The 13144-nt window shown below is 70.7% G+C and carries 12 protein-coding genes; 5 read left to right on the top strand and 7 right to left on the bottom strand.

What is annotated here, in order from left to right:
* Window positions 1-66 precede the first annotated feature (66 nt).
* Window positions 67-1662, bottom strand: a complete 1596-nt coding sequence (locus Ga0609869_RS12580; protein WP_125402981.1) for a gamma-glutamyltransferase family protein — start codon at window positions 1660-1662, stop codon at window positions 67-69.
* A gap of 687 nt (window positions 1663-2349) precedes the next feature.
* Between Ga0609869_RS12580 and Ga0609869_RS12575 the strand changes: the two genes are divergently transcribed.
* Window positions 2350-3354, top strand: coding sequence for a BON domain-containing protein (locus tag Ga0609869_RS12575; RefSeq protein ID WP_125402982.1), 1005 nt, complete (start codon window positions 2350-2352; stop codon window positions 3352-3354).
* A gap of 116 nt (window positions 3355-3470) precedes the next feature.
* Here Ga0609869_RS12575 and Ga0609869_RS12570 read toward each other — a convergent pair whose 3' ends face one another.
* Entirely contained in the window at window positions 3471-4727 is a 1257-nt protein-coding gene (locus Ga0609869_RS12570; RefSeq protein ID WP_125402983.1) for an aminotransferase class V-fold PLP-dependent enzyme, read from the bottom strand.
* 157 nt (window positions 4728-4884) lie between these two features.
* On the opposite strand from Ga0609869_RS12570, the gene Ga0609869_RS12565 reads away from it, so the two are divergent.
* A complete protein-coding gene (locus tag Ga0609869_RS12565; protein ID WP_125402984.1) occupies window positions 4885-5256 on the top strand; it encodes a cupin domain-containing protein in 372 nt (123 codons plus the stop codon).
* A 57-nt stretch (window positions 5257-5313) separates the two neighbouring features.
* Window positions 5314-5490, top strand: coding sequence for a hypothetical protein (locus Ga0609869_RS12560; protein ID WP_170168728.1), 177 nt, complete (start codon window positions 5314-5316; stop codon window positions 5488-5490).
* A gap of 28 nt (window positions 5491-5518) precedes the next feature.
* On the opposite strand, the gene Ga0609869_RS12555 is transcribed toward Ga0609869_RS12560, so the two are convergent.
* Window positions 5519-6127, bottom strand: coding sequence for a hypothetical protein (locus tag Ga0609869_RS12555; protein ID WP_125402985.1), 609 nt, complete (start codon window positions 6125-6127; stop codon window positions 5519-5521).
* Window positions 6128-6131: 4 nt separating this feature from the next.
* On the bottom strand, window positions 6132-6995 hold the full coding sequence (locus Ga0609869_RS12550; protein ID WP_369022866.1) for a hypothetical protein: 864 nt from the start codon (window positions 6993-6995) through the stop codon (window positions 6132-6134).
* A gap of 94 nt (window positions 6996-7089) precedes the next feature.
* Between Ga0609869_RS12550 and Ga0609869_RS12545 the strand changes: the two genes are divergently transcribed.
* Window positions 7090-8550, top strand: coding sequence for a caspase family protein (locus tag Ga0609869_RS12545; protein ID WP_125402943.1), 1461 nt, complete (start codon window positions 7090-7092; stop codon window positions 8548-8550).
* 295 nt (window positions 8551-8845) lie between these two features.
* On the opposite strand, the gene Ga0609869_RS12540 is transcribed toward Ga0609869_RS12545, so the two are convergent.
* Genes Ga0609869_RS12540 through Ga0609869_RS12530 form a run of 3 tightly spaced genes read right to left on the bottom strand, consistent with a single transcriptional unit; the run spans window position 8846 to window position 10858 of the window.
* Window positions 8846-10234, bottom strand: a complete 1389-nt coding sequence (locus tag Ga0609869_RS12540) for an SPASM domain-containing protein (protein ID WP_125402944.1) — start codon at window positions 10232-10234, stop codon at window positions 8846-8848.
* A gap of 18 nt (window positions 10235-10252) precedes the next feature.
* On the bottom strand, window positions 10253-10429 hold the full coding sequence (locus tag Ga0609869_RS12535) for a hypothetical protein (RefSeq protein WP_170168726.1): 177 nt from the start codon (window positions 10427-10429) through the stop codon (window positions 10253-10255).
* Between the two features lie 27 nt (window positions 10430-10456).
* Window positions 10457-10858, bottom strand: a complete 402-nt coding sequence (locus Ga0609869_RS12530; RefSeq protein ID WP_170168727.1) for a hypothetical protein — start codon at window positions 10856-10858, stop codon at window positions 10457-10459.
* A 66-nt stretch (window positions 10859-10924) separates the two neighbouring features.
* Here Ga0609869_RS12530 and Ga0609869_RS12525 point away from each other — a divergent pair, with 66 nt between their 5' ends.
* Window positions 10925-13099 carry a glycosyltransferase gene (locus Ga0609869_RS12525; protein ID WP_125402946.1) on the top strand — a complete coding sequence of 725 codons (2175 nt, stop codon included), beginning with the start codon at window positions 10925-10927 and terminating at the stop codon, window positions 13097-13099.
* The last annotated feature ends 45 nt before the right edge of the window (window positions 13100-13144 follow it).

Here is a 13144-nt window from a genome sequence, read left to right as displayed (position 1 = left end):
CGCTGGAATGGGCCGACGGCGGCGGCAGGCGGGGCGGGATGGTCCTGCCGCGCCGGTCCGGCGATGTCAGAACCCGACCGCCATGCCATCCTTGCGCGGGTCCGACCCGCCGGCATAGCCGCCACCCGGCAGCCGGTGAACCAGTTGCGCACCGCCAAAGCCGAAGGCGGTATCGGGCTCTTCCAGCGTCAGCGCGTGGCCCATCGCGGCCAGCGCCTCCAGCGTGGCGGCGGGCAGGGTGGTCTCGCAGGCCACGCCCAGCCCCTCGGTCACGCGCCAGCGCGGCGCGTCGGCGGCCTGCTGCACGTCCTGGTCCCAGAGCTGGGTCCGCAGCACCATCTGCACATGGCCCTGTGCCTGCATCGGCCCGCCCATCACGCCAAAGCTCATCACCGGGGCGTCGGGCCCCATCAGGAACCCCGGGATGATCGTGTGGAACGGGCGCTTTCGCGGGGCCACCACGTTCGGGCTGGCCGGGTCGAGCGAAAAGCCGCAGCCGCGGTTTTGCATGTGGATGCCGGTGCCCGGCACCGCCACGCCCGAGCCGAAGCCCATGTAGTTGGACTGGATGAACGACACCATCATCCCCGAGGCATCGGCGGTCGACAGGTAGACCGTGCCGCCGCGTTTCGGCGCGCCGGTGCCGTGGTCGGCGGCGCGGGCCGGGTCGATCAGCCTGGCCCGCGCGGCAAGATAGCCGTCGTCCAGCAGGTCGGCGGGCGTCACCGGGGCCATGTGGTCGATATCGCCGACAAAGGCGCGGGTGTCGGCCAGCGCCAGTTTCATCGCCTCGATCTGCAGGTGCATCGCCCGCGGGTCGTCGGCGTCGAGGTCGCGGATCGGGGTGTGCCCGAGGATGCCGAGCGCGATCAGCGCGGCGATGCCCTGGCCGTTGGGCGGGATCTCGTGCAGCGTTGCATCACCGAAGCTCTTGGAGATCGTGCCGCACCAGTCGGCCTCGTGCGCGGCAAGATCGTCCAGCGTCATCGCCCCGCCATGGGCTGCGGCATGGGCCACGATTTCCTCGGCCAGCGGGCCTTCGTAAAAGGCGCGTCCCTTGCTTTCGGCGATCAGCGTGAGGCTGCGGGCAAGGTCGGGGTTGACGAACCGGTCACCCGCGCCCGGAGGCCGGCCGCCGGGCAGGAACGTCTCGGCAAAGCCGGGCTGCTCGGCCAGGTACTCGGCCCCGCGCTCCCAGAGCTGGGCGATCTTGGGCGACACCGGGAATCCCCGCTCGGCATAGCCGATGGCGGGCTCGAAAAGCGTTTCGAAGGGCAGCTTGCCGAACCGGTCGGACATCGCCGCCCAGGCCGACACCGCGCCGGGCACGGTGACGCTGTCCCAGCCCAGCATCGGTATCGCCTCGGCCCCGGCGAACCGCTCGGGCGTCCAGGCGGCGGGGGCGCGGCCCGAGGCGTTGAGCCCGTGCAGCTCGGCCCCGTCCCACAGGATCGCGAAGGCGTCGGACCCCACGCCGTTGCCGGTGGGTTCGACCAGGGTCAGCGTGATCGCCGCGGCGACGGCGGCATCGGCGGCGTTGCCGCCGCGGGCCAGCATCGACAGGCCGGCCTGGGCGGCCAGCGGCTGCGAGGTGGCGACGATGTTGTCGGCCAGGACCGCCGAGCGGCGCGAAGGGTAGGCGTGGGCACTGCGAATCTGCATCGGTCGTGGTCTCCCTGTTATCCGTGTCTGTCGGCGCGCCGCTCGTCTTCGGCAACGCCGAGGCGATCCTATGGGCCGCGCGCGGGCCGCCGGCAAGGGCGGCCTGCCGTTCGTACATCGCAGCGTGGAAGCCGCAGGGGCATCCCCTCCACAAGACCGCGCTCGGGTCAGATATTACTCAAAGCTCCCATCGAATGGGGTCGTTCATCAACGAAGGGTCAGCCGCCATCGGGTGTAAACCCGGACGGCCCCATCAGCCGTACAAGGCCGGTGTCTCGCTCTTTCATCTGTGCCGCCATCGGTGCGGGGGCAAGGTCACTGTGCGCGGCGACTGCTCGGCACAGCAAATTCGGGATACAGACTCCGCCTGATCGGGCTGGTTTCTCAAGGGGCAGAGCGCGCGGCGACGCCCTCTGCCTGGCGGTGCCCCGGACGCGAGGCCGGTGGGCCGCCCGCCCGCAGACGGCGCACCGGCATTGTCACGGCAGGCGGGTCTGCTAGGATGCCGGTGGCGCGGCCGGACCGGTCGGGTTTGCGGTGGCAGGCCATTGCGAGGAAGATGACCGGTGTGTCCTTTCCCCCCGGAGACAGCCCGACAGGACCGGCGCCGTCCGCCGCGCATTCTTTTGACATTTTTTCCTTGTTAAATGACGCGTCGGGCGCGGAAGGGAGCGAGAGAGATCGACCATGGTGACATTGCAGGGACTGGTGAAGGCCGCGTTGGCCGCAATCGCACTCGCCACCGTCAGCATCAATATCAGCGTCCATTCCGCGGCGGCGCAATCGCTGGAATTGCAGGATGGTGGACCGACCTCCACGCTGGATGTCGCGGTCGATACCGCCGTCGTCCTGGAAAGCGACCAGCCCTTTGTGGAACTCTCGATTGCCAATCCCGAGATTGCCGATATCAGCACCCTGTCCGACAGCGCGATCTACGTTCTCGGCAAGACGCCGGGCCGGACGACGCTGATCTTGGTGGGCGAGGATGGCAAGATCCTCAACATCGTCAACATTCTGGTCACCCAGGACATCACCGAGTTCGAAACGCGCCTGCAAGAAATCCTGCCCGGCGAGGACATCACCGCGTTCACCGCCAATGACGGCATCGTCCTGTCGGGGACGGTGTCATCGGCGTCAAGCATGCAACAGGCCATCGCGCTGGCACAACGCTACGCGGGCGACCGCGTGACGAACCTGATGGTCGTCGAGGCGGCCGAGCCGCAAAGCGCAGAGATCGACATCGACGAATTCAGGGCCCGTCTCGCCGATCTGCTGCCGGACGAAGACATCACTGTCGGCGGCGCGAATGGCGGGCTGGTGCTGTCGGGCACGGTCAGCACGCGCCAGCGGCTGGGCCAGGCCGTCGATCTGGCGGAACGCTACGCGCCCGGCAAGGTGTCGAACCTGCTGACATCGGGCGAAGTGCAAGAGGCGCCGCCGGCGGATCTGTTGCTGGAACAGATCCGCGCGGTCTTTCCCCGGGAACGGATTTCAGTGAACACCGTGGCCAACACGGTCATCCTGTCGGGCACCGTGACCTCGGCCGACCGGATCGGCCAGACGCTCGAACTCGTCCGGGTTTTCGCACCCTCGGCAGAGATCACCAACCTGCTGTCGGTCCAGGACAAATGCACCATCAGGACGCGGCGCGGCGGCGAACTGGTCGAGACCACGGTGCCCTGCGCCGACTGAGACCGCGCGCGACCTCGGCAGCTTGCCGTTTCTTCGCCCGTTCCGCCGGATCGCGCTGGGTATCAGCCCTCCGCGGGCCGACATCCGGAAGTGCGTCGGGACGGCGGGCTGGCGGCTCAGCCCTGCACGATATCCTGCATCGCGGCGAGCAAGCGGGCGACCTCGGCTTCGGTGTTGTAGTGGCAGAGCGACACGCGCACGCAGGTCTCTAGCCCGAGGGGCGTCAGGATATTGCCCGAGTAGTGGTCGTCCTTGCGGGTATGGGTGCGCACCCCGGCGGCGTTCAGCGCCGCGACCAGCTCGGGCGCCGGGCGGCCGTCCAGCGCGAACGAGACCAGCCCCTCGCGCGCGGCGTTCTCGACGCCGCCGATCACGGTGACGCCCTCGATCTGCGCCAGGCCGGGCAGGTTGCCGGTGCCGTGCAGCATCGCCTCGGTCAGCCGCTGCTCGTGGGCGTGGATCGCCGCGCCCGCCGCCACGATCCGGGCGCGCCGGTCGTCGTGGTCCGAGACCTGCCCGCCCAGCCAGTCGAGATAGGCCACCACGTCGGAAAAGGTGGCGTAGGCGCCGGTGTCTCGGGTGCCCAGCTCCCACGGGGCGCCGCCCGGCGCGCCCATCAGCCCGTCATGGGGCAGCGCGGCCAGCCGGTCCGACAGCCAGGCCACGCCGTAGCCGTGGCGCGAGAAGGCCTTGTAGGGCGAGACCACGTAGCCGTCGATGCCATAGGCGGCGAGGTCGATCCGGCCATGGGCGGCGTGCTGGATGCCGTCGACGACGATATAGCACTCGGGCGCCACCTTGCGGATCGCGGCGGCGATGGCGGCCACGTCCACGCCGATGCCGGTGACCGGCGAGGTGTGCAGGATCGTGGCCACCCGCGTGTCGGGGGTGATCTCGGGCAGATAGGCGGCCGCGTCCACCGTGCCGGTCGCGTCGTCATGGGCGACCAACACATGGGCCTTGTCAGACAGGGGCGCATAGCGGGCCGCGGCGCTGCGCGAGGCCGGGTGTTCCAGCGTTGAGCCCAGCACCCGGCCCGGCCCGGTGCCCAGGCTCGCCGCCCCGATCAGCCGGAACAAGAGCTCGGTGCCGCTTTCGCCGACGATGAACTGCCCGCCCGGCGCGTTGAAGAACACGGCCATGTCCGCGCGCGCCTTGCCGATCACCTCGGCCAGTGCGTGCGAGGCGGTGTTGTCGCGCCCCTGGTTGTCGGGGATCGCGGCGAACCGGGCCGAGGTCTCGACCACCGAATTCAGAGTCAGCGCACCGCCGGCGTTTTCGAAAAACACCCGCTCGCCCTGGAACGGGCAGGTCTCGACATGGGCAAAGCGCGACCGGATGGCGTCGAGCAGGCCGGGAACGGTGTCGAACATGGGCGGGTCCTTGTCTTGTGCATGGTCTGACGGATGCGGACAGAATACCAACTCGGCGCCGACCGCAAGGTGGCGCAGGCGGCCGGCACCCGCTGGCCTCGGCCCGCGGCTGCGCCTATCCTGCCCCGCGACGACACCGGACACAGGAGACCGCACGATGAGCCAGCGCAAGGAATTCCACAGCCTCGACGATCTCTCCGACGGCCTGCTGCGCGAGTTGGCGCCGGGGCTGTCCACGCGCATCTTTGCCGGCGATCACGCGATGCTGTCGGTGGTCAGTTTCGCGCCCGGTGCAGAGGGCAAGGTCCACCACCACCCCGAAGAGCAATGGGGCGTGCTGCTGGAAGGCTCGGCCACGCGCATCCAGGGCGGCGAGGAGATCGCGGTGCGCAAGGGCGATTTCTGGCGCACCCCCGGCAACGTGCCGCACACCATGCGCGCCGGCCCCGAAGGTGCCCGCGTGCTGGACATCTTCAGCCCGCCCCGCGACGAATACCGCAAGCCGGGCGCGGGCTTTGGCACGGGCTAGCCGTGCGGCGGGGCCGTTCCGGTTGCGGCGCCAGGGCGGGAATGCGAAAGGCAGGGAATGAACAAGCTAGCCAACCGCGAAGCGATCGACGGCGTGCAGCAGATGCATCGGGGCCTGCAGATGGCGCTCCAAGAGCTTGTGCTGCACAAGGATTATGAGCGGGCCGAGGCGATCCTGCGCCAGCTCGACATCGCCATGGTCGACTGGATCGACGAGACCAAGACGCGCCGCTAGGCCTGTGCGGGCCCGATCGGGCCGCCGCTCAGAGCGAACGCAGCAGAACCTTGGTCGAGCCCACCGCGTCGGCGATGCGCTGGTAATGCACCATGCGGCGTTCCGAGTTCTCGGCCGAGCGCAGCAGCGTCGTCTCGGCCTCTTGCAGGATCCCCGCCGCCCGATCGTTCAGCGCGGATAGCGCGTCGCTGCGCACCGGGGTAATCGCGCGAGAGCTGCGCAGCGTCGGCGTGCGCAGCCGGGCGCGGGGCAGGGCGGGGTCGGCATTGCCGCGTGCCAGCGCGCGCAGATCGCGCGCCGCGGCGTCAATCGTCCGGCGGGCCTCGCGGTAATCGCCGCGCAGCGGGATGTTGTCGGCCACCGTGGCCAGCTGGTCGGCCAGGCAGTCGATCACGTATTCCTTCTGCGCGAGGCGCCCGCAGAAATCGCGGGCGGCGGAAATCTCGCGGACGATGCGGTCGGTGGTCTGGACGGTGGCGGTGGCGCGGGTCACGCCGGGCGGCGCGGTGGGCCCGGTCACCGGCGCGGGGACGAAAACGAACTGCGCCGCGGCGACCGCATGCTCGCCCGCGCCGCCGGGCCCGGGCAGTAGGCAGGCGGCCATCGCCGCGATGAGCGTCGGACGGGCATGTTTCATGGCATCATCTCCCGAAAGCGTTGCCGAGGGTCAGGTTGAACGACACGACCACGCGCTGGCTGTCCTCCTGGTCGAAGGCATCGACCAGCGAGGCCGTGAAATAGGCGTTGTCCACGCCGCGGGGGCGCAACGCGGCACCCAGCGTGACGTGGTCGCCGTACCACGCCGCGCTCGCGCCCAGCTCGGGCGTCAGCCCGATGCCGGCGCCGGCGAAGAGGCCCGGATCGGTTTCGAAATCGCGGATGTCGCTGCCGCCGCCCAGCGTGAACATCAGCGGCCAGATGCTGCCGTTACGCCCGGTGAGGGTGGGAAAAGCGGTCAGCGCGACGCTGCCGCTGGGATCGAGATTGGAGGAATCGCCCCAGGCCGCGACCTGGCTGACCGTCAGCCCGGCATAGACCGGCACCGCGCCGGCGGCGACGCGCCGCGAGGCGCTGAAGGCGAGATAGCCCGAATCGCCGGGCGAATCCGAAAGCGAGGTGAGATAGGCGGTCGCCTGGAGGCCCAGCCCCTCTTCGGCACTGCCGTGACCGAAGCCGAGCGCGAGCGAGCCGTCGCCGTCGTCGCTGGGGCCGACCCTGTCGGAACTGATCGAAAGCGAGGCAAAGACCAGCCCGTGCGGGGCCACCGTGGCCGAGGGGGCGCCCAGCAGCGTCACGTTCTTGGGCGCATGGGCCGGGGCCATGGCGTAGGGCTGGTCCTGCGCGGCGGCAGGTGCGGCGGCCAGCGCGCACGCGCTCAGCGCGGCGGCGGCGGCCGCGCGGCGGTGCGGCGGGCGGGGGGGCGGTCCGACGGCGATCATCCACTTTCCTCGGGTCTTGGCCGAACCGGCACGCTCGGCGAGGCCGAGGCTAGCACAGGTCTGCAAGCGGGCCAAACCTCACCGGCGCGCGCGCGGTTCTGTCGCCGGGGTGCGAATCGGATAACATCGGGCCATCCTCGGCACGGGCATGGGGGGTGCGATGCGCGTCTTTCTGATCATGGTTGTTCTTCTCGCGCCGCTGGCCGGCGCCGCGGCCGCGGCCGAACGGGTCGCGCTGGTCATCGGGATCGCCGCGTACCAGACGATTCCGCCGCTCAAGAACACCGTCAACGACGCCGCCGCCATCGCCCGCACCCTGCGCGGCATCGGGTTCGACGTCACGACGATGCTGGATACGTCAGAGGCCGATCTGCGCGCGGCGCTGGCCGATTTCGCCTTCGAGGCCGAAACCGCCGACCTGGCGCTGATCTATTTCGCCGGGCACGGGGTCGAGGTGCAGGGCGAAAACTTCCTGATCCCGGCCGATGCCGAAATCCGCTCGAACCGCGATATCCAGGGCCAGGCGCTGTCGCTTGGCGATCTGCTGCGCGCCGTCGACCGGGCGCGCCAGATGCGCATCGTCATCCTCGATTCCTGCCGCGACAACCCGTTCGGCGACCGTATCGAGATGCGGGCCGAGGCGCCGCGCCGGGGCGGGCTGGCGCCGCCCTCGCCCGACCGCGGCACGCTGGTGGCCTTTGCCGCCCGCGACGGGCAGGTCGCGCTCGACGGCGACGGGCAGAACAGCCCCTTCGCGCTGGCGCTGGTCGACCGGCTGGCCCAGCCTGGGCTGGAAATCTCGCTGATGTTCCGGCAGGTGCGCGACCTGGTGCTCGAACGCACCGGCAACCGGCAAGAGCCGCATACCTACGGCTCGCTCTCGGGACAGCCGTTTTACCTCGCCGGCCCGGCCGAGGCCGAGCCCGATGTCGCCACCGACGACCGCCGCATCGCCTGGTCGCGGCTGCGCCCCGAGCAGGAGGAACAGCTTGCCGCGCTGGCCGAAGAGGGCGATACCCGTTCGATCCTGGGGCTCGCCTATATGCGGCTGAACCCCGCCGAGGCGCGGTTCGACCCGGCCCAGGCGGCCAAGCTGTTGCGCCGGGCCGCCGAGGCGGGCTCGCCCGAGGCGCAGTTCGAGCTGGCCAAGCTCTACGAAAAGGGCCTCGGCGTGGCCCCCGACCCCGACCGCGCACTGGCGCTCTACCGGCAGGCGGCCGACCAGGATTTCGCCGACGCGCTGAACGACCTGGCCTTCATGCATTACCAGGGCGGTCTCGGGCTGCCGCGCGACCCCAAGGCCGCGATCGGGTTTTTCCAGCGCGCCGCCGAGCAGCGCCACCCGCAGGCGATGTTCAACTTCGCCGCGCTGATCGACGACGGGCTGGTGCCGGGCAAGGGGCCGGACGACGCCGCAGGCTATCTCTACGCGGCGCTGCGCTCGGGCAGCGAGGACGTGCTGACGCTGTTGACCGACCGCCCCGCGATGTTTGCCGAGCCCACGCGCCGCGCGCTGCAGGGCCTGCTGCGCGAGCACGACTTCTATGCCGGTGCCATCGATGGCGCTTTCGGCCCCAGCACCCAGCGCGGGCTGCGCCAGGCCTACGGGCTGGCCGAGTAGGGCGGCCGGATGGCCGGAGGAAGCCCCTGGCGATTTCCGGTTTCGCCGCGCTTCGCACCGCGACCCGCCGGGGGCCTTGCCCGGTCGCCATTGTCCCTCGGACCAACGGCGCGACAATGGCGACCCATTGGGTATTTGGACCAAGAAGAAGCCGGCAATGGGTTCTTCTGGCCCCAAATATCCCGGGGGGAGTCCGAAGGACGGGGGGCAGCGCCCCCCATGCGCCGCCGCACGCACGGTGTCCGCCCGGTCCGGCAAAGCGGTCCCCGGGCCTTCGGCGCCGGGCCCCGGGGGCTTACGCCGCCGCCCGGCCTGCCTCCGCGAGCGCCCGTTCCATGCCCCAGAATTCGACGTAAGGGCTGGCCAGCGCGGGGGCGCGCAACACTTCGAGGAAGGCGGCGTAGCCGGGATGGGCAGGGTCGGAGATGTCGGCCTCGGCGAATTGCTCGGGCGTGTAGCTGCCCCAGCTTCGGATCATCTGGAACTTGACCCCGTCGCAGCCCAGCCGCCGGGCCAGCGCCACCACCTCGGGCAATTCGTCTGCGTTGAGCGCCTGCACGACGACGTCGAGGCGGAACGCCTCGACCCGGTCTTCGCGGCGCAGCGCGGCGAAGAAATCGAGGTTGCGGCGCAGCTCGTCCCAGCGACCGCCCCGGCGCAGCACGGCGTAGGTTTCGGGCCGGGCCGCGTCGACCGAGACCAGCAGTTTTCCGACCTTGCCCTCAAGCCCCAGCCGGTCCCACAGGCGCGGGGTCAGCAGCGTGCCGTTGGTTTGCAGATCGACGATCAGGCGCGGGTTGTCGGCCCGGTCGAGATGGCGCAGCACGTACTGGAAATGGGCGCTGCCGAACGGGTCGCCGCTGGCGGTCACCCGCAGGCGGTCGGCGTGGCGCATCAGTGGAAAGAGCACCTTGTCGGCCATGTCGTTCATCGCCGCCTGTTCCTCGCGCCGGGCCAGGATCAGCCCCTTGCGGCAGGAGGGGCACGAGAGGTTGCACGACCGGTCGTGCGACAGTACGATCTTGCGCGGCCCGTCCTTTAGCGTGGTCGCGCCGCTTTCGGCCTGACGGCGCAGCCAGGGCGAGCTCAGCGCCGCGCGCCGGGGCAGGGTGCCCTCCGACAGTTTCGGGCAATGGGTGCGGCTGCAGAACCGGTACGACCCGTCATGGATCGAGGCGCGGATCGCCTGCGCGGCCGGAGAGTTCCAGATCTCGTCGGCGCTTTGGGTGTCGAGATTGCCGATCGGCACCGGCAGCCAGGCCGGGCAGCAGAAATGCACGTCGCCCCCCGGCTCGGTCTCGATATTCTCGAACGGGGCGGGGCAGAACCGGCCGGCCAGCGCGTCGGCCGGGCGCGACCGGCCCTCGGCCGTGTCGAGCAGGCGTTGCAGCGTCAGGTGGTTGGGCGCCCGCGCAAGCGCCCGGCGCAGCAACGCGGCGGCCGCTTTCGGTGTGCCGCCGTCGATCTCGGCGCGCGCGGCCAGCGCCAGGGCGACGACGCTGCCGCCAGCGGCCAGCCGTGTGAGCGCTGCGCGATCGGCGGCGCCCGCCGGGTGGCCCAGCAAGGCGCGGGCGGCGTTTTCGAGCACGCCGTCGCCGGCATCGGGGTCATGCGCCTGCAGATTGGCCGCGGCAAAGGCGCGGTCGAATTCGGCCAGTCGGACGGGGGCGTCGCTCTGTGCCACGGCGGGCGGACCCGGGCCTCAGTACGCGGAGTCGTCGTTGTCGTCGCGCATACCCGCCACGCTGCCGGAGGTCTTGTATCCGGATGCAGCGTCACGGTTGTCGGCCGTGCCGGCCTGTTCGACCGTGCAGGCGGCGAAGAGCGGAAGCATCATCATCGTCAGGCCGGTTTTGGCCAGATTGAAGCGCCGTTTCATGGACCGTTCCCCGCATGCGACAATTTTTCACAGGGTATCCGAAACAAGGCACGATTTCAAATAGTCATCTAAACTCAAGCCATAGGCGACCACCCAGCCCGGCTGCCACTTGCGCTGCAGCATCGCCCAGCGTTCGTCGAGATAGCCGGGCCAGTCGCCCATGCCGCAAAAGCGCTGAACCATCTCGGGCGCGGGCAGGTGTTCGAAAACGCAGCCGGCCTGCTGCAGCGGGCCGATATCGGGATCGGTCACGATGAAAACCGGCCGGTGGGTCTGGGCCGTGGCGTGCCGGGCCAGCGCGCGCGCGACCGCCGCGGGCGGCGCGACGAGCAGGGTGACCAGCACTGCCGGCCGCACCTCGCCCTCGGGCCGCTGCGCGAAAAGACCCGGTTCCGGCGCCGGCCGGCGCGAAAAAAGCCGTGACATCATGGGCATGCCTTGACAAGCCGCGCCGCTTGCCCCCGACACTGAGGGCGTTCGACACACGGTGCCAGAATGCCGCAAAGCCCCAGCCTCGTCTACTTTGCCGATCCGCGGTTTTCCGGCGGCACCTCGACGGCGCTTGACGCAGAGCTGACGGCGCTGGCGCGCGAGGGGGTGGTGCCGGGGCTCTGCCCGGTGCTGTCGGCGGTGTTTCCCGCGCCGCGCCCGCTGCACCCGGCCATTGCCGGCCACCTGGCCGAGGGGCGGGCGGTGCTGGTCGACCCGGCCCGCCCGGCCCGGGTGCCGCTGGTCGTGGTGCATCACCCGCGATGCTTTGAAAACATGCCGGCCGCGCCCTGCGCGCTGGAGGCCGAGCGGCTGGTGCTGGTGCTGCATCACCCGCCGGTCGATGGCCACGGCGCGCCGGAATACGACCTCGCCCGGATCGTCGCCAACCTGCGCGAGGTTTTCGGCGCCGACCCGGTGCTGGCCCCGGTGGGGCCGGCGGTGCGCGCGCGGCTGCCCGCGCCGTTGCCGCCGGGATGCACCGCGCTGGCGGAGGACTGGTCGAACCTCGTCGATTTCGACGCCTGGCCGTTTCGCGCGCCGCGCGCCCCGTCGAGCCAAATCGTGATCGGCCGCCATTCCCGGCCCCAGCGCAACAAATGGCCCGACAGCCGCGAAGCGGCGCTGACGGTCTATCCCGCGGCCGCCGATATCGAGCTGCGCGCGCTGGGATCGAGCGCCGAGATCGAAGACGATTTCGCGCCGTTGCCCGGCAACTGGCGGCTGCGCCCGTTCGACCCAGACCACGTGAAAGACTTTCTCGAAGGGCTGGATTTCTATGTCTATTTTCATGGATCGGACTGGGTAGAGGCGTTCGGGATGGGCGTGCTCGAGGCGCTGGCGACGGGCGTGCCCGCCATTTTGCCCGACAGCTTTCGCCCGTTGTTCGGCGAGGCGGCGCTCTATGCCGCGCCCGGCGAGGTCGAGCCGTTGATCCGCCGGCTGGCCGCCGACCCCGACGCGCTGGCCGAACAGGCGCGCCGCGCCCGCCGCGCGGTCGAGCGCCGCTTTGCGCTGGAAGGGTTCGTGCCGCGGCTCGACCGGCTGTTCCCCGGCTGGCGTGCGGCCCCCGTGCCCGCCGCGCCGCGCCGTCCGCGCCGGGTGCTGTTCATGACCTCCAACGGCACAGGGCTGGGGCACCTGACCCGCGCGATGGCGCTGGCCCGGCGCCTGCCCGAGGGCACCGAAACGGCGGTTTTCACCCTTAGCCAGGCGTTCCGCCTGGCCGTCGAGGCCGGGTTTCTCACCCAGTTCGTGCCGTTTCACCGGCTGACCGGCGCCGGCAACCGGCCCTGGAACGCGGCACTCGGCCTGGAGCTGTCGGATTTCATCGCGCTTTTCCGCCCCGACAGCCTGGTTTTTGACGGCAACGTGCCCTACGCGGGGCTGATCGACGCGCTCGACCGTCACCCCGAGGTGCGCCGCATCTGGGTGCGCCGCGCGCTCTGGGCGCCGGCCAACGAAAAGCTGATCGAGCGCAGCCGGCATTTCGACCTGATCGTGGAGCCCGGCGAGATATCGGAGCGGTTCGACGAGGGGCCGACCCGCGACGGGCGCGCCGCCGCGGTGCCGCCGATCCTGCATACCCAGCCCGACGAGCGGCTTTCGCGCGCGGCGGCGCGCGCCGAACTGGGCCTTGCCGACGACAAGACGGTGGTCGCGCTCAGCCTGGGCGCGGGCAACAATTTCGACCTTGCCCGCATCCGCGAGCGTCTGCTCGCCGCGCTGGCCCGGCACGACGATGTCGAGGTGGTCGAGCTGCTGCCGCCCATCGCCTTTGCGCCGCCCGCCGAGGGGCCGCACAGGCAGATCACCCTGTTCCCGGCCTTTCGCTACAGCCGCGGGTTCGACGCGGTGATTTCGGGGGCCGGTTACAACAGCTTTCACGAATGCCTTGCGGGGGCGGTGCCTGCGCTGTTCGTCGCCAACGAGGCGCCGGAGATGGACCTGCAGATCCTGCGCGCGCGCCACGCGGCGGTGGCGGGCTGGGCGCGGATGCTGCGCGCCTCGGACAGGATCGGCATCGGCGCCGAGGTCGCGGCGCTGCTCGACCCCGAGGCCCGCGCCGCCATGCTGCGCCGGATGCAGCGGCTGGAGATCGGCGACGGCGCGGGCGCCGCGGCCGGGCTGATCCACGTGCTGAGTCACGCCTGCCGGGCGCAGCGCGGGTTGTTGGGCTAACGCCGCCGAGTGCGCCACGACCGGCGACGGCCGTTTGGACGGCAC

Origin of the sequence: Rhodovulum iodosum (genome assembly GCF_041020385.1) — a bacterium.
Lineage (GTDB): Bacteria > Pseudomonadota > Alphaproteobacteria > Rhodobacterales > Rhodobacteraceae > Rhodovulum > Rhodovulum iodosum.
Note: the sequence above shows the minus strand (reverse complement) of the source record. Positions and strands in the feature narration are given on the sequence as shown.